General features: G+C 72.6%; 15 protein-coding genes and 1 tRNA gene. 11 read left to right on the top strand and 5 right to left on the bottom strand.

All coding sequences use genetic code 11. The features are described 5' to 3' along the window. The first annotated feature begins 73 nt into the window (after positions 1–73). The gene (locus SCAB_RS30840) at positions 74–610 is read left to right on the top strand and encodes a hypothetical protein (protein ID WP_013004021.1); all 537 of its coding nucleotides are present in this window, start codon (positions 74–76) and stop codon (positions 608–610) included. On the opposite strand, the gene SCAB_RS30835 is transcribed toward SCAB_RS30840, so the two are convergent. Beyond that, complete coding sequence (locus tag SCAB_RS30835; RefSeq protein WP_013004020.1) at positions 611–2,140, bottom strand: recombinase family protein; 1,530 nt, start codon at positions 2,138–2,140, stop codon at positions 611–613. A 799-nt stretch (positions 2,141–2,939) separates the two neighbouring features. Here SCAB_RS30835 and SCAB_RS30830 point away from each other — a divergent pair. The 5 genes from SCAB_RS30830 (at position 2,940) to SCAB_RS30810 (ending at position 9,042) form a co-directional block, all read left to right on the top strand. Further along, the gene (locus SCAB_RS30830) at positions 2,940–3,584 is read left to right on the top strand and encodes an HNH endonuclease family protein (RefSeq protein WP_013004019.1); all 645 of its coding nucleotides are present in this window, start codon (positions 2,940–2,942) and stop codon (positions 3,582–3,584) included. A gap of 109 nt (positions 3,585–3,693) precedes the next feature. Continuing rightward, positions 3,694–5,361 carry an alkaline phosphatase D family protein gene (locus tag SCAB_RS30825; protein WP_013004018.1) on the top strand — a complete coding sequence of 556 codons (1,668 nt, stop codon included), beginning with the start codon at positions 3,694–3,696 and terminating at the stop codon, positions 5,359–5,361. Between the two features lie 259 nt (positions 5,362–5,620). Then, positions 5,621–7,654: an FAD/NAD(P)-binding protein gene (locus SCAB_RS30820; RefSeq protein ID WP_013004017.1), complete on the top strand. Its 2,034-nt coding sequence runs from the start codon at positions 5,621–5,623 to the stop codon at positions 7,652–7,654. Between the two features lie 55 nt (positions 7,655–7,709). After that, positions 7,710–8,165, top strand: a complete 456-nt coding sequence (locus SCAB_RS30815; RefSeq protein WP_013004016.1) for a DoxX family protein — start codon at positions 7,710–7,712, stop codon at positions 8,163–8,165. A 265-nt stretch (positions 8,166–8,430) separates the two neighbouring features. Beyond that, on the top strand, positions 8,431–9,042 hold the full coding sequence (locus tag SCAB_RS30810; RefSeq protein WP_013004015.1) for a DedA family protein: 612 nt from the start codon (positions 8,431–8,433) through the stop codon (positions 9,040–9,042). Positions 9,043–9,075: 33 nt separating this feature from the next. Here the strand turns inward: SCAB_RS30810 and SCAB_RS30805 are convergent, their stop codons facing one another. Further along, positions 9,076–9,303 (bottom strand): DUF2277 domain-containing protein, encoded by a 228-nt coding sequence (locus SCAB_RS30805; protein ID WP_013004014.1) that lies wholly within the window; start codon positions 9,301–9,303, stop codon positions 9,076–9,078. A 170-nt stretch (positions 9,304–9,473) separates the two neighbouring features. Between SCAB_RS30805 and SCAB_RS30800 the strand changes: the two genes are divergently transcribed. Continuing rightward, positions 9,474–10,382 (top strand): ketopantoate reductase family protein, encoded by a 909-nt coding sequence (locus tag SCAB_RS30800; protein WP_037725268.1) that lies wholly within the window; start codon positions 9,474–9,476, stop codon positions 10,380–10,382. A gap of 42 nt (positions 10,383–10,424) precedes the next feature. On the opposite strand, the gene SCAB_RS30795 is transcribed toward SCAB_RS30800, so the two are convergent. Beyond that, positions 10,425–11,345, bottom strand: coding sequence for a LysR family transcriptional regulator (locus SCAB_RS30795; RefSeq protein WP_013004012.1), 921 nt, complete (start codon positions 11,343–11,345; stop codon positions 10,425–10,427). Between the two features lie 145 nt (positions 11,346–11,490). Here SCAB_RS30795 and SCAB_RS30790 point away from each other — a divergent pair, with 145 nt between their 5' ends. After that, positions 11,491–11,817, top strand: a complete 327-nt coding sequence (locus tag SCAB_RS30790; RefSeq protein WP_013004011.1) for a hypothetical protein — start codon at positions 11,491–11,493, stop codon at positions 11,815–11,817. Between the two features lie 48 nt (positions 11,818–11,865). Here the strand turns inward: SCAB_RS30790 and SCAB_RS30785 are convergent. Beyond that, a tRNA-Val gene (locus SCAB_RS30785) sits at positions 11,866–11,937 on the bottom strand. Positions 11,938–12,101: 164 nt separating this feature from the next. Here SCAB_RS30785 and SCAB_RS30780 point away from each other — a divergent pair. The 3 genes from SCAB_RS30780 (at position 12,102) to SCAB_RS30770 (ending at position 15,161) form a co-directional block, all read left to right on the top strand. Next, the gene (locus SCAB_RS30780) at positions 12,102–12,896 is read left to right on the top strand and encodes a DUF4097 family beta strand repeat-containing protein (RefSeq protein WP_013004010.1); all 795 of its coding nucleotides are present in this window, start codon (positions 12,102–12,104) and stop codon (positions 12,894–12,896) included. A 100-nt stretch (positions 12,897–12,996) separates the two neighbouring features. Continuing rightward, on the top strand, positions 12,997–14,409 hold the full coding sequence (locus SCAB_RS30775) for a hypothetical protein (RefSeq protein ID WP_037725191.1): 1,413 nt from the start codon (positions 12,997–12,999) through the stop codon (positions 14,407–14,409). Between the two features lie 101 nt (positions 14,410–14,510). Further along, positions 14,511–15,161, top strand: a complete 651-nt coding sequence (locus SCAB_RS30770; RefSeq protein ID WP_041671075.1) for a DUF4383 domain-containing protein — start codon at positions 14,511–14,513, stop codon at positions 15,159–15,161. Between the two features lie 27 nt (positions 15,162–15,188). Here the strand turns inward: SCAB_RS30770 and SCAB_RS30765 are convergent, their stop codons facing one another. Then, the gene (locus SCAB_RS30765; RefSeq protein ID WP_013004007.1) at positions 15,189–16,331 is read right to left on the bottom strand and encodes an amidase domain-containing protein; all 1,143 of its coding nucleotides are present in this window, start codon (positions 16,329–16,331) and stop codon (positions 15,189–15,191) included. Between the last annotated feature and the right edge of the window lie 93 nt (positions 16,332–16,424).

The following is a 16,424-nucleotide window of genomic DNA, read 5'->3' as shown; positions in this document are numbered from 1 at the left end:
CGCCTGGCAGCGACGGACGCAACATAGGAAAGCGCTGCCCGCACTCGGGCAGTGGCGCAGGGGGTGGACCGCCGTGTCCTACACGCCACAGCAGCAGCACGCGCTCTACAGGCTGGCGAAGCCTGGGGAACTGGACGAGGGCAGGCTGGCCGACATCAGGGACCAGCCGGGCCAGCCGGGAGAGCCGGGCCGCATCGAGTTCATCCTCCACCCGGATCACGCCGAGGAGCCGCTCCTCGACCAGTTCACCAGGGTCACCAACCACTGCGTCGTGCATGGGCTGTGGCGACAGCGGTGGACTGATGACGGGCGTATGGCACGGCCCGCGCAGGGCCTCCGGCTATGCGTCCTGCGCTGGGAGACCGTGCCCGCGGACCTGATGCCCTCGGGGCGCGCGGTCATGCCGACCGAGGACGACGGCTGGTGCATACACCTGGTCAGCGACCGCTACTGCACCAGCCAGCTGCGGGACGCCATGAACGACCTGTTGCTACGTCTCGGCGGCGACGGGCTCTGGATTCAGATCTGGTTCAAGCGCCGCCCGTTCCCTCCCGCGCCGGCCCCCGACCCGCTGCTCGCGGCGCCGACGCTCCCCATGGCGCTGGCGTAGCTACTGCTTGGCCCGGTTGCCGCCGACCGGCTTGAAGCCGGGCTCGCCGACGTACGACAGCGTGATCCGGCCCGGCTCTATGGCGCGAACTCCTCGGCTGCCGGCCTTGAAGAGGCGGATGGTCACGACCATGCGCAGGATCATGCGGCGCTGCGGCAGCGTGAGCGCCTCGTTCCAGGCCCGGTCGACGTCGGCCCGGGGCTTGCCGAGGAGATCCCGCAGCAGGGCCGGCACGTGCAGGGACCGGGATTCCTGCCTGGCCTTGTCGATCTGGGGGGTGAGTTCGGCTTCGAGGCCCGCGAGGGAGTCGATGGACAGCAGCATGCCCATGCCGTCAGGGCGCAGCGTTCTGGCTTGCTTCTGGGCCGCCTCCAGCTGCTCCTCCAGGACCTTCAGCCGGATCCGGGCCTTACGGGTCCTCTCGTCGTCGGTGTTGTCCTCGAACGCGGCCACGGCTTCGTCCGAGGCGAGCCAGGTGATGACCGACTCCTCGACGAACGCGTCCATCCGGTCCTCGCGCATCGCGACGTCGTACCGGGTCGAGCAGTTGTAGTTGGTGCGGCCGCGGACCGTGACCGACCGCAAGGGCGGTTCGTCGGGGTGCTCGCCGCACAGGGCGATGCCGGTCTGGAGATGCTGGGCCTCGGGCCCGGGGGAGAGCTGGCGGCCGGGGAGCGACAGGATCTCCTGGACGGCCTGGAAGGTCTCGGCGAAGTCCTCGTCGTCGCAGATGGGTGCCCACATGCCCTTGCCCGTGTCGACACCCAGATGCCGGCGGTGGCCGATGTAGGCGGGGTTGCGCAGGATGGCGTGCAGGTGGTGCCGCTGCCACGCCTTGCCGCGGTGCGTGGTCTCGCCGCGCTCGTTGAGGTCACGGCAGATGGCGGCCAGGGGTTCAGCCGCAGCGGCGCGCCGGAAGATCTCCGTGATCAGTCCGGCGCGGTCGGGGTGGGGGATCTGGTCGACCAGGTCGCCGGAGTCGGGATCGTAGCGGCGTTTGTAGCCGTCCGGGACGGGCCCGTGGGCGCCGCCGCGCTTGGCGTTCAGGCGAGTCGTGCGCAGATTCCGCTCGCGGATGTCGTCGGCTTCACCCTCTGCGTTGACCGCGTCCTGGGCCGTGGCCTTGCGGTCCGCGCTCTTGGAGAGGTCGTAGACCTGGCCGTTGTAGCAGAGCAGCACGCCGGCCTCTCTGCAGACGCGGCGCAATCGTACGTACGCCTCCAGATCGCGGTAGTACCTGCTCGCCTCGAAGGCGACGAGGATGCGGCACTCGCCGGCCTGTATGCCTGCGATCATCTCCTCGAACTCGTCGCGCGTCCGGCGGGCGTACGCCGAGGCCGATCGGTCGACGTCCTTGAACTCGCCGGCGATCGGCCAGCCGGCGTCGAGGCACGTGGCTCGGCCCTCGTCGAGTTGGGACTGGACGCTGCGGCCTTTGCGCTTCGGGTCGCGGGAGGCGCGGCCGTACAGGTAGGCGGGGAACTCCTGACCTGGGTAGGCGAGGCTCAGGAACTCAGGCGCGATGGGCATGCCGAGACCATAGCCAAGAGCAGTGCCTTGCAGAAGTTCTCGGGCGAAGAGCTACTCCCCTTCTGCGCCGTCCATAGTACGCGGCGCAGAATCGGGACGGCCGCACGGGTGACGCAACGCCCTCGGAGCGGCCGCGCGGGCGGCGAAGCGCCAGAACGGCCGAAACGGGTGGCGAAGCGCTCTCGGGGCGGCCGCACGGATGGCGAAGCACCCACAGGGCGCTGGCTCGGGCGGCAAGGATCCGCGGGGCGCCGCACGGGGGGCAAGCATCCGTGGGGCGGCTGCACGGGCGGCGAAGCACCCTCAGGGCGCTCGCTCGGGCGGCAGGCATCCTCGGGGGCGCTCGCTCCGTCAACAAGCATCTGAGACACACCCGCACGGGCGGCGAAACCGGAGGCGGCGCGACCGGCAGCCGCTTCCCGGCCCACAGGACCCGACCCCTCAGGGGCGCGGGGAACTGCGCGACCGACCCCCACCGGACCCGCGGCCACAGAACACCCCCGCACGGGCGGCGAACCGGAAGCGGCGCGACCCGCAGCCGCTACCCGGCCCACAGGACCCGACCCCTCAGGGGCGCGGGGAACTGCGCGACCGACCCCCACCGGACCCGCGGCCGCAGGACAGACCCGCCCGCCCGGAGGCCCCCGGCGGCACAATCACCGCCACACCCCTTGTCCTGTCATGCCCACGTCACTAGCTTCTCACCAGACGCACATCCGCCGGTAACACGACGACGCGACCCTTCATTCGCGCGCCCCCAACGCCCCGCCCAACACCCCCGGCCCCACAAGGAGTTCACATGCGCAGGTTCTACGCGCGTCGACGAGTCAGCATACTCGCGACGCTCAGCGGATTGATAGCCTCCGTCGCGCTCTTCAACGCCCCCACCGCCTCCGCCGCGCTCCCGACCCCCGTCAGCGCCGCCACCGCCCGCTCCTACCTCGCCACCCTCACCGTGGCGACCGAGGACCGCACCGGGTACGACCGGGACCTGTTCAACCACTGGATCACCATCAGCGGCACCTGCAACACCCGCGAGACGGTCCTCAAGCGCGACGGCACGAACGTCGTCACCAGCTCCGCCTGTGCCGCCACCAGCGGCAGCTGGTACTCCCCGTACGACGGCGCCACCTGGACCGCCGCCTCCGACCTGGACATCGACCACCTGGTGCCGCTGGCCGAGGCGTGGGACTCCGGCGCGGACGGCTGGACCAGCGCCCAGCGCCAGAACTTCGCCAACGACCTCACCCGCCCGCAGCTCATCGCCGTCACGGACAACGTGAACCAGGCCAAGAGCGACCAGGACCCGGCCGAGTGGATGCCGTCGCGCACGGCGTACCGCTGCACCTACGTCCGCGCCTGGGTCCAGGTGAAGTACTACTACGACCTCTCCGTCGACTCCGCCGAGAAGAGCGCCCTCACCAGCTATCTGGCGAGCTGCTGAACCGTCCGCCCGGCGAGTCGCCCGCCCCGCCCGGACAATATGGTCCGGAACCTCGCCGATCGCCTCCGTCGTTCCGTACCGTACGGGGCGACGGAGGAAGGTGATCGCGATGACCGGGCTTCGCCTGGGACCCCTGCTTCGCTATGTGGACGGCTCGTCCGCGACCGTGTGGATCGAGGCGAGCCGTCCGTGCGCCGCCGAGGTGCGGTGCGCCGGCGGCGGGCGCGGCGAGGCCCGCACGTTCCAGATCGCCGGGCACCACTACGCCCTGGTCACGGTGACGGGCCTCGCGCCGGGCACGGCGTCGGCGTACGAGGTCCTGCTGGACGGCACGCCCGTATGGCCGGAGCCCGGCTCCCCCTTCCCGCCCCCGGAGATCCGCACCCCGTCCGAGGGCGACACCGTCCGGGTCGCCTTCGGTTCCTGCCGCTGGGCCGCGCCGCCCGCCGGGGAGCCCGACCCGGTCGGCCCCGACGCGCTGGACACCCTGGCGGTCCGGCTGGCCGCCGAACCGGACGCCGAGCGCCCCGACGTCCTCCTCCTGCTGGGCGACCAGGTCTACGCGGACGAGACCTCCAAGGCCACCCGCCGCTGGCTCGCCGCCCGCCGCGACCTGACGGAGCCGCCGGGCGACCAGGTGGCGGACTACGAGGAGTACACCCACCTCTACTACGAGTCCTGGCTCGACCCCCAGATCCGCTGGCTGCTCTCCACCGTCCCCAGCTGCATGATCTTCGACGACCACGATGTCATCGACGACTGGAACACCAGCGAGTCCTGGCTCGCCGACATGCGGGCCACGCCCTGGTGGCGCGAGCGGATCCTGAGCGGCCTGATGTCGTACTGGGTGCACCAGCACCTCGGCAACCTCTCCCCCGCCGAACTGGCCGCCGACCCCCTCCACGCCGCCGTGCGCGCCACCCCCGACGGTACGGACGCGCTGCGCGCCCACGCCGACGCGGCCGACCGGGACCCCGCCTCGGTCCGCTGGAGCTACCGGCGGGACTTCGGGCGCGTCCGCGTCCTGATGCTCGACAGCCGGGCCGCCCGCGTCCTCGACGAGCGGAACCGCTCGATGCTGGACCCGGGCGAGGCGCAGTGGCTGCGCACCCAGGCGCTCGACGCCCGCGGGTCGTACGACCATCTGCTCATCGGCACCTCGCTGCCCTGGCTGCTGCCCCACCTCGTGCACGACGCCGAGGCGTGGAGCGCGGCACTGTGCCGGGGCGAGCGCGGTGAGCGCTGGGCGCGGTTCGGGGAGAAGCTGCGCCGGGGCGCCGACCTGGAGCACTGGGCGGCCTTCCCCTCCTCCTTCGAGGACCTGACCCGGCTGATCGCCGAGGCCGGTTCGGGGGCCGACGCCCCGGCGACGGTGCTGGTGCTCTCCGGGGACGTGCACCACGCGTACGTCGCCGAACCGTCGTGGCCGAAGGACACCCGCGACGGCGTTCCGGGGCGTCCGGCGGTCCCCGACGCGCGCGTCCTCCAGCTCACCTGCTCCCCCGTGCACAACTCCATCCCGCTCACGATAAAGCTGGGTTTCCGCTTCGGCTGGAGCGGGACGGGGCGGGCGCTCGGCCGGTGGTTCGGGCGGCACGGGCGGGGCGCGCGGCCGTCGATCGACTGGCGCCGGACGGACGGCCCCTGGTTCGGCAACCACCTCATGACGCTGACGCTGCGCGGCCGTTCGGCACGGCTGCGGCTCGACCGCGCGCGGGCCGGGCGGAACGGCGGGGCACGGATGGAGACGGGATCGGATTCCGCCCTCACCCCTTGAACCCTCCTTGGGCCCTTCTGGGGCCCTCCCGGAGCCCTCGTCGGACCCTCCTGGTTCCCCAATCGACCGTTTCCGGGCGGTTGTTGCCCCTGTTGCCCGAGATGCTCGTGAGGCATCCCACACCTGGCGTGCCCGAGGGGCCAGGAGCCCTGTTCCCGTGTCGTCCGGCGGCATGATGAGGCGGACCGTCCGCTTCCCGGCGGGCGGTCCGCCGCGCCGCGCCCCACCAATGCGCCCCACACGCACGGGAGTTGCCCCCTTGCCGGACATTCCAGGTTTCCCAGGGACCAGCGACATCGGCATCGCTCTCGTCGGCGCCGGCCCGCGCGGCACCAGCGTCCTGGAACGCCTCTGCGCCTCCGCCCCCGAACTGCTCGGCCCCGGCACCCGGCTGACCGTCCACGTCGTGGACCCGGCACCGCCCGGTCCCGGCCAGGTCTGGCGCACCGCCCAGTCCCCGCACCTGCTGATGAACACGGTGGCCTCCCAGGTCACCCTCTTCACCGACGACAGCGTGGACTGTTCGGGCCCGATCCGTCCGGGCCCGAGCCTGTACGAGTGGGTCACCTCCCGGGTACGGGACACGGACGGAGCGGGTGAGCCGGGCGGGCGGGAGGCCCTGGGTCCCGACGACTATCCGACGCGGGCGCTGTACGGGCGTTATCTGGAGTGGGTCTTCGCCGAGGTGGTGCGCGGCGCCCCGCCCGGGATCCGGGTCGAGGTGCACCGCACCCGCGCGGTCGGTCTCGACGACGACCCCGGGGACGCGAGCGGCGGACAGCGGCTCACGCTCGCCGGCGGGCGCGTGCTCACCGGCCTCGCCGCGGTGGTCCTCGCCCAGGGCCATCTGCCCACCGTCCCGGACCGGCCGGAACGGGAGACGGCCGGGTACGCCGCCCGCCACGGCCTGCGCCACGTCCCGCCGGCCAACCCGGCCGACCTCGACCTCTCCCCCGTCGCTCCCGGCGAACCGGTCCTCCTGCGGGGTCTCGGCCTCAACTTCTTCGACCACATGGCGCTGTTCACGACCGGTCGGGGCGGCCGCTTCGCGCCCGACGCCGGCCGAGGGGGTCTGCGGTACGTCCGCTCCGGCCGGGAGCCGCGGCTGTACGCCGGTTCCCGGCGCGGTGTCCCGTACCAGGCACGCGGGGACAACGCCAAGGGCCCCTACGGCCGCCACACCCCGCTCGTCCTGACACCGGAGGTCGTCGCCTCGTTCCGCAAGCGCGCGGACTCCGGCGAGGCGCCCGACTTCCTGGCGGAGATATGGCCGCTGGTGGCGAAGGAGGTCGAAACGGTCTACTACGAGGGGCTGTTGAGGGCGTCGGACCGGCGGGGGGCGCTCGGCTCGCCCGCGTACGGCCCGTCCCCCCTCCCCTTCCGCGACCGGTTCCTCGCCGCACCCCACTGCTCGGCCCGGGAGGCGGCCGTTCTGGACGAGTTCGGGGTCGCGGAGGCGGACCGGTGGTCGTGGGAGCGGATCGCGCGGCCGTATACGGGACGGGAGTTCGCGGACCCCGCGGAGTGGGAGCGCTGGCTGCTGGAGTACCTGCGCGAGGACGCGGCGCGGGCCGCCCTCGGGAACGTCCACGGGCCGGTGAAGGCCGCCCTGGACGTCCTGCGGGACCTGCGCAACGAACTGAGGCTGATCGTGGACCACGGCGGGCTGGCGGGAGTGTCTCGCCGCGACCATCTGGACCGCTGGTACACGCCGTTGAACGCCTTCCTCTCGATCGGTCCGCCCCGCAGCCGTGTCGAGGAGATGTCCGCGCTGATCGAGGCGGGCGTGCTGACCGTGCTCGGCCCCCGGCTCGACGTACGGCCGCACGACGGGGCCTGGCTGGCCCGCTCCCCCGACGTGCCGGGGTCGGCGGTCCGGGTGACGACGGTCGTCGAGGCCCGGCTCCCCGAGGCGGATCTGCGCAGGACCGCCGACGAACTGCTCGCCGGACTGCTCGCGACCGGAGCATGCCGCCCGCACCGGACGGACGGGTACGAGACGGGCGGACTGGACGTGACGCCTCGGCCCTACCGGCTGATGGACCGTCAAGGTTGCGCGCACGCACGGAGGTTCGCGTTCGGTGTGCCCACGGAGGGAGTGCACTGGGTGACGGCGGCGGGCGCCCGGCCGGGCGTTGATTCGGTCACACTTTCGGACGCGGATGCCGTGGCGCGAGCGGTTCTACGTGCGGCGACACCACCTGGAAGGGCCGGCGGACCCGTTCAGAGCTGGCCAGATGTTGAACTTGTAAGTATCGAGCGGCCCTGCCTACCGTGGGTGACTCACCGGTAAGAACCGTCCCCACTGGTCCCACAAGGACCGGGTCACTACCGAAGGAGTCCCCCACATGACCGGACGCCTCAACCGCGCCCAGCCATACGTGCTCGGACTGTTCCGCATCGTCATCGGCCTGCTGTTCGCCTGCCACGGAGCCAAGAGCCTCTTCGGCGTCCTGGGCGGCGTGGACGGGCAGGGCGCCACCGCCGCCGCGGGCAGCTGGCCCGGCTGGTACGCGGCCGTCATCCAACTGGTCGGCGGCACACTGGTCCTGCTCGGCCTGGGCACCCGCGCGGCGGCGTTCATCGCCTCCGGCTCCATGGCGTACGCGTACTTCAAGGTCCACCAGCCACAGGCCCTGTGGCCGTCCCAGAACGGCGGCGAGGCCGCGGCCCTCTACTGCTGGGCCATGTTCCTGCTGCTCTTCACCGGCTCCGGCGGTCTCGGCCTCGACCAGCTGCTCACCCGGCGCCAGCGCGCGTCCGAGGGCAGGACCAGCTCGGGCAAGGCCCCCGTGGCCGCCTGATCCACCCGTCACCACCGGCACGACGGGCCGCCGGAGGATGCCACGCACCCCCGGCGGCCCCACCCGCTCCCTCCCCACCCGCTCCCGCCCCGCTCCCTCCCCGCACCCCCCACTCCCGCCTCGCCCGCTCCCATCCCGCACACCACCCGAACCAACACGGTGTGACGGACACATGAGCCCCAGGGGTCCTTCCGTGCCACCCGGGGCGTACGCTGTTCGGCTGTCACGGGTTACGTGACACCGGGGGAAAACAGGAGAGTGCGCGGTGCTGGAGAGTCTGGGCTGGCTGGCCGTCGGCCCATGGATCTATGCCGTCGTGGGCGTGTCCATCGTGCTGGACGTGTTCCTCCCCGTGCTGCCGAGCGGAGTCCTGGTCGTCGCGGTGGCCACGGCCGCCGCGGCCGAGACGGCGGCGGGCGCGATGGCCCGCGAGGTCCCCGACATCCTGGTGCTGATGCTCTCGGCGGCGACCGCGTCCGTACTCGGCGACCTGGTGGCCTACCGGCTCGCCTGGCGGGGCAGCGCCTGGCTCGACCGCGCCGTGGCCCGTTCCCGACGCCTGACCACGGCGCAGGAACGTCTCGGCGCCGCGCTCGCCCGGGGCGGCGGTCTGCTGGTCGTCGTCGCCCGGTTCGCCCCGGCCGGCCGTTCCGTCGTCTCTCTCGGCGCCGGCGCCGCCCGTCGCCGCGTCCGCGACTTCCTGCCCTGGTCCGCCGTCGCCGGCCTCGCCTGGGCCGCCTACAGCGTCGCCCTCGGCTGGCTCGGCGCGCAGTGGCTCGGCGCGACCTGGCTCGCGACGGCGGTGTCCCTGGCGGCCCTGTTCGGCGCCGGAGCCGCGGCGGCGTACTTCATGCGCCACCCTCGCGCCGCGGACTGACGCCCGGCCGCCGACGGACACGGGACAGCAGGGCTACCCGGCCCGTCGCGGGACGCCCCGCACCTCCAGGCCGTCCAGCAGCTCCGTCGTGGCCGCCGCGATCGCCTCCACCGCATGGTCGAAGACCTCGCGGTTGTGGGCGGCGGGCGCGCGGAAGCCGGAGACCTTGCGGACGTACTGCAGGGCGGCGGCACGGATGTCGTCCTCGGTGGCCTCTTCGGGCAGGACGGGCGGGCGAAGGGTCTTGATGCTGCGGCACATGCCCCCAGTCTCGCGCGTACGACCGCGCAACCCCGGGCCGACCGCCCAGGTCACCGCCTCTCCCCAGCATTCCCTTGGGTATCGGCAAGGTCACCCGAGGATTGACTCCCCCTCCACACCTTGTGATCATCACCGGGCCGCTGCGAACCGCCCGGCAGAAACGAGGGACCATGACGAACGATCGGCTCACGGTGGCGGTACTGGGCCCCGGCGGCGTGGGCGGTCTGCTCGCCGCGCTGCTGGCCCGTGCCGGGAACCGGGTGATCTGTCTGGCCGGGGAGGCCACCGCACAGGTCCTGGACCGGGACGGCATCGAGGTGAGGAGCGCCCGCTTCGGCGAGTTCACCGCCCGCGTGGAGACCGCGCCGCGACTCGCCGAACCCGTCGACGCGGCCCTGGTCGCGGTGAAGCACACCACCCTGGCGGCCGCCCTGGACCGGCTCCCGGCAAAGACCCTGGGCCCGGGCACCCTGGTCGTGCCGTTCCTGAACGGCGTCGAGCACCCGGCGTTCCTGCGTGCCCACTACGGCGACGCCGTCCCGGTCGCCCCCGCCACCGTCCGCGTCGAGTCCACCCGCGTGGCCCCGGGCGTCATCGAACACGGCAGCCCCTTCGCGGAGGTCGACCTGACCGGCGACGCGGTCCCCCCGGGCCGTCTCAACTCCCTCGCCGGCGCCCTGGAATGGTCCGGCGTGAGCGCCCGTGTCCTGGCGGGCGAGACGGCGGTGCTGTGGGCGAAGATGTCGTTCCTGGCCCCGTTCGCCCTGCTGACGACCCGTCACGGTCTGCCCCTGGGCGAGGTCCGCGCGCACCACCGCGCGCGACTGGCCGCGCTGGTGGAGGAGACGGCGGCGGTGGCCACGGCGGCCGGCGCCCCCGTGGACCCGGCCGAGGTGCTCGCCCGCTACGACGCGTTCCCGCCGGCCACCAAGTCATCCATGCAGCGCGACGCCGAGGCAGGCCGCCCCCTCGAACTGGACGCGATCGGAGGCGCGCTGCTCCGCGCGGCCGAGCGGCACGGCGTCCCCGTCCCCGTGGCGGCCGAGGTGGTGGCGGACCTGCGGGCGGCAGGTCACTGAACGGCACCCGCCCCGCGTCCGTCCCGCCGGGAGCCGGGGTTCCTACACGCCCCGCACCCCGCCGCCCACCCGCACCGCGTGCCGGGCCACCGTGTCGGCGAAGGCGCGGGCCGGAGGGGACAGTGCCTCCCAGCGCCGGACGGCCCATCCGACGGTGAGCGGCGGCAGGTCGGGGACCGGGACGAAGCGCAGCCCGGGCCGGCCGGGGCCCGTCCAGCCCGGGAGCGCGGGGACCACGGCGGGTCCGACGCCCAGTTCGGCGAGGAGGATCGCGGTGTCCCAGTCGGCGACCCCGGCACCGGAGGAGCTGACGGAGATGTCCAACTCCCGGTAGGCGGCGTGAAGATGGGCGTAGGAGGTGGAGTTCTCCGGCAGTCCGATGAGCCGCATCCCGTTCAGGTCCGCACCCTCGACCCGCTCCCGTGCGGCGAGTTCGTCGTCGGCGCGCACCGCGAGCACCCAGGGCAGCTCCGCCACGGCCCGCTGCTCGATGCCGCGCACGGCGGGTCCGAGGGTCAGCCAGGACAGGTCGAGGTCCCGCGCCGGGTCGGCCAGCGCGTCCCGGCACCCGGCGCTGGACCGCACGGTCTGGAACTCCAGGCCCACGTCCGGGTACGTGCGCCGGAAGTCGACGATGCCCTGGGCCATGAAGTGCCGCACGGTCGTGCCGCCGGTGGCGATCCGTACGACACCGCCGTCGCCCCGCACCATTTCGGCCAGCCGGCGCAGCGCGAGGTCGAGGCCGGTGATGCCCTCGGCCGCCGCTTCCTGGAGCACCCGTCCGGCCCGGGTGGGCACGACCCCGCGGGCCTGCCGCTCCACGAGTCCGACGCCGGTCTCGCGCTCCAGCCGCCGTACGTGCTGACTCACCGCCGACTGGGTGCAGCCCAGGTCACGGGCCACCGCGCTGAGGCTCCCGGCCCGGCAGACGGCGACGAAGACGCGCAGATCGTCGAGGGTCACACGGGCACCGTACCCAAGGCCGGACTTGGGTACGAAGCCCGGTCCTTGAGGTTCCGCTTCGTCGCGTCACCCGTCCGCGTGAAGCCCGCCCCGAAGTGCCGGAAGGAACTCGCATCCCAAAATCGAACAGGCGTAGCATTGCCGCGTGGCTAAGACCTATGACTTCCCCAGCGACCTCCTCGCCGGTCAGGAGGAGCTGCATCAGGTCCGGGCCGAGCTCCTGGCACTGCTGAAGCGGCTGCCCTGGTCGGTCGAACCCCTGGACGGTTTCAGTGACGACAACGGCTGGCGGAAGATCGAGCGTCCCGCCTCCCCGGGCTGGACTCCCGACGAACAGGCCGAGGTGGAGAAGCTCCGCGAGCGCGAGCGCGAACTCGCGGTCTTCGTGAGCTGCCACCGCTTCTGGGCGGAGGTCGCCACGGAGGAGAAGGTCGACGCCCGGACCCGGCTGAAGCACACCCGCGAGTCCTGAACACGACGAAGACCCCGGCCGGTCGGCCGGGGTCTTCGTCGTCCGCGGTGGGCATGGACGGTTTCGAACCGCCGACATCCTGCTTGTAAGGCAGGCGCTCTACCCCTGAGCTACACGCCCGAGTACGAGTCGACAGCCTACATCGCGCGAGGCAGTGCCCCGCAAACCGATTGCCGGGGGTTATCCCCACCCTCGTTCCGGGAGCCGCCCGGATCCCGGCGAGGACGCCCGCTCCGTACGGTCGAAGGACGACGGAGGTCCGGAAACCCCAGGGGGAGATCGTCATGACACGCACCGCGCGCACGGCCCGTACGGATCGCGGCTCACGCAGGGGCACGGCGGTCGTCGCCGGCCTCGCCGTCGCGCTCATGGCGTCCGTCGCCGCGTGCGGGGCCGACGCCGGGGAGGACAGGGACCCCGAACACCGCAGCTTCGCCCTGGAAGGGAAGACGCTCACGGTCGACTCGGACGACTCGGCGCTCGAACTGGTCCCGTCGGACGGGGACGAGGTGGAGGTGACCCGCTGGTTCGAGGGCCGGGTCGTGGTCGGCGGAAAGCCGCGGGTGACCTGGGCGATGAAGGACGACCGGCTGAAGCTGCGGCTGGAGTGCTCGGGCATGGTCGCCGACTGCGCGGCCAGGCACCGCATCGAGGTGCCGCGCGGGGTCGCCGTCAGCGTGACGAGCGACGACGGCAGCGTGACCGCCGAGGGCTTCGCGGACCCGCTGGAGGTCCGGTCGGCCGACGGCGGTGTACGGGTGACCGACGCCACCGGGCCGCTGGAGCTGCACACCGACGACGGTTCGGTGCGCGCGCTCGGGATCGGGTCACGGAGCGTCAGGGTGAGCACGAAGGACGGTTCCGTCGCGCTCGAACTCGGCGTCGTACCGGACCTGGTGGAGTCCCGCAGCGACGACGGCTCGATCAGCATCGGGCTGCCGCGCGAGGCGTCGTACCGCGTGGAGACCGGCAGCGATGACGGCTCCGTGAAGGTGTCGGTGCCCCGTGACCGGGACAGCTCCCACGTGGTGAGCGCCCACACCGAGGACGGCTCGGTGACGGTGCGGAACTCGGACTGAACCGGGCCCGGGAAGCCCGAACCGAACGCCCCGTGTTTTCGTCCTCGACGGGTGGGAGAATGGCAACCGGTCAGGGTGGATGACAGCACGGGAGAGGGAAGTGACGGCGACACCTGCAGAGCCGTACACACCGATGGTGCCGGGCGCACCACAACCCCGCAGCCGTGCACCACGACCGGCCGGAGCGCGGTCGGCCGGCCGGGACGCGCTCGCCCTGATCGCCCTCCCCCTCCTCGCCGTGCTCGTGCTGCCCGGCGCCTTCGCCGGCGGCGGTACCCGCCGGTGGTTCGGAGGACGCGCCGAGGGACAGCGGGCCGAGGCGCAGGCGGCGAAGGACGCGGCGGCGGCCGCGTTCTACGAGCTGGACACCGCCCAGCGCGACCTGCGGATCTCGATAGAGACGATCACGGCGGTGGACGACTCGCCCGGCGCCCGCCGGGCCGTCGACGGCTTCGAGGCGCTGGGGCGGCGCATCAACGAGGTCAGCCAGCAGTACATCAACGCCGTGGACGCCCACGACCTGGACCGGGACGACCTGGAGGCGTCCGTCGCCGCCCGGGCCCGGACCGAGCTGACCGCCGCCAGGGACGAGCTGGGGCGGGTCAAGCAGGAGCTGGACCGGTTCGCCCAGGGGCTCGGGCCGCTGCTCGGCACGGCCGAGACCCAGCTGGCCCGGCTGGTCCCGGCGGTGGAGCGCGCCCGGCAGGGTCTGCGCGCCGCGTCCGACGCCCTGGACGCCGTACGGGCCTCGGAGCTGAAGGCGGACGACCTCGCCGCCCGGCTGGCGGCGCTCGCGCCGGAGCTGACCAAGCTCAACCAGGGCGCGGGGCAGCACGGCGTGCGCGAGACGCTGGAGCGGGCCGACCGGGTGGTGCGCGAGGCGGAGGCCGTGCGGGCGGAGGCCGAGCGGCTGCCGGAGCGGGCCGCCGAGATCGATCACCGGCTGGTGTCGCTGCGGACCCGCGCGGAGGCGCTGGGCACCCGGGCGGAGCAGGTGCCGCAGGTGCTGAGCGAGCTGCGGCGGCGGTTCGTGGCGGCCTGCTGGCAGGACCTCCAGCAGGTGCCGGACCAGGCCGCCCGGGACGTCGGGCAGGCCCAGGCGAAGCTGCGCGAGGCGCGGGCCGCGCGGGACGCCCAGCGCTGGCCGGACGCGACCTCGCTGCTGTCGACGGTACGGGCGCTGCTGAACCACACCGACGAGGCCGTCTCGGCGGCCGGGGACCGGCTGCGGCGGCTGAACGCCGTGCAGAAGGATCCTCAGCAGGAGATCGACCGGACCCGGTTCGCGATCCGGGACGCCCAGCGGCTCGCCATGACCGGCCGCTCCACCCCGGACCCGCGCCACGCCCGCCCCCTGGACGACTCCGTGGGCCGGCTGGACCGCGCGATCGCCTCCCTGGAGGGCCGCCACCCCGACTACTGGCACTTCCTGACCGAGACCGAGGCCGTGCGGCAGAACGTGGCCCGGGTCGTCGACCAGATCCGCAAGGAGCGCGGCGCGGGCACCGGCTGAGGCGTCCGGCCCCTCGCGCGGGGCCTAGGTTGCCCGGCGCCCCCGTGCGACGGATGCTGAAGGAGTACGCAGGCCACCGCTCACACCGGATGGAGGCGGACATGGCCACGCACGCCACGCACACGCTGCGTCCGAAGGGCCGGCACGCGGGTCCCCGGCGGCGGATCAGCATCGACGAGCATCTGCCCGTCGACCACCGGCTCAGCCGGGTCTACCGGTTCGGGGCGGGCCTGATGGGTCTGTTCCTGCTCGTCTTCGGCATCCTGGGCCTCATCGACAAGGTGGGCTGGTTCGACACCCGGGGCGACCATGTCGTGGGGCTGAACACCAACGGCACGCTGAGCGTCCTGTCGATCGCCGTGGGGCTGCTGCTGCTCGTCGGCATGGTGATCGGCGGCAACTTCGCCTCCACCCTGAACATGACCCTGGGCGTGCTGTTCATCCTGAGCGGCTTCGGCAACCTGGCCCTGCTGGACACCGGCTCCAACTTCCTGGCGTTCCGCATCCAGAACGTCCTGTTCAGCTTTGTCGTCGGCGTCCTGCTGATGACGTTCGGGATGTACGGCAGGGTCGGCTCGGCGCTGCCGCACGACAGCCCGTACTGGCGGGCCCGCCACCCGGAGGAGGCCGAGCGCGAGATGCGGCGCAAGGCCGGTGTGGGGATGGCGAAGCTGGAACGCGCCGACGCCCTCCCCGGGTCCGGGCCGGGATCCGCATCGGGATCCGCGTCGGACGGGAAGGGCGCCGGCTGACACCTGCTGAGGCCCGGGGGCCGTGGATCAGGTGCGGTACGCGTAGTAGTACGAGTTCGGGTACGAGGCGATGATGCTCTGCACCGAACGGCGGTACGTGTCCGCGTCGTGGTACGTCAGGTACGGGACGCCGCTCGGGCTGCGGTAGGTCGTCATCATCGAGTGGTCCTTGTCGCCATCCCGGTTGAAGTCGACCTGGAGCACGTCACCGACGTCCATCTGGTAGACGTTCGCCAGCGGGGTGGTGCGCTTGGCGGTCTGGGTGAACCAGGACCACTCGTTGACACCGATCCACGCGTCCGCCGTACCGTTGGAGGCGTAGTACCAGGTGTCGTACTCCTCCGGCGTGACCTTCGATATCTGCGTCCAGCCGCCCGCCAGGAGGCCCTGGCTGAGATAGTTGGTGCAGTCGCCGCCGAGCGAGTTGTACTTGCGGTACGCCGGGTTGTAGTTCTTCCAGTACTTCTCGGTGTACGCGGCCATCGCCGTGTAGTTGTACTTGCCGCCGTTGATCGTCTTCGGCGCGGCGGCCGCGGGCCAGCTGGTGGCCGCCTTCGGCGCCTGGTAGACGGCCATCGGCGAACGGCCCAGCTTGGCGTCCGCCGCGGGGACCGCCGGGTCGTTGATGCGCGAGGCACCGCCGTCGGTGGAGCGCATGGCGGTCAGCTGCCACGTGCCACCGGCCTGGGCGGTGAAGGTCAGCACGTGGTGCGCGTCGAAGCCCGTCGAGGAGGGCTCGTCGCCGCGGATCTTCTTGTACTTGAGGCTCGTGGTCTCGGTGATCTTGACCGTGGCCTTCTTGCCCTTGAGCGTGGAGCTGTCGACGCTGACCTTGGTGTCGGCCGAGCTGTAGGCCTCACCGAGGGCGTCGAGACGGGCCTTGGTGCCCTTCAGGGCGGACAGCTTGCCGTCCTCGGCCTTCTTCTGGCCGGACGACAGCGACACACCGCCGGTGGGCTTCAGCGCCTTGCGGGCGGTCTTGCCGCCGAGCAGCACGGCCGTACGGTCGGTCAGCACGTTGTCCGCGACGCGGCCGAAGGCGTCCTTGGTCGCCTTGGTGACCTTGGGCGTCGACGCGGCGGCGTTCGCGGCGGCGACGGGCAGCAGCGCGGAGGCCACCACGGCCGCTGCGAGGGTCGAGCCTGCGAGGCTCAACGTCCTTCTTCTCACTGGGAATCTCCTTGACCCCGAGTTGGACTTACCCGGGAACGAATCTTTACATGACCTCCTCAACCGAAGTGAGGTCGGGGGGTGTAACAAGTG

Origin of the sequence: Streptomyces scabiei 87.22 (assembly GCF_000091305.1) — a bacterium.
Classification (GTDB): Bacteria; Actinomycetota; Actinomycetes; order Streptomycetales; family Streptomycetaceae; genus Streptomyces; species Streptomyces scabiei.
Note: the sequence above shows the minus strand (reverse complement) of the source record. Positions and strands in the feature narration are given on the sequence as shown.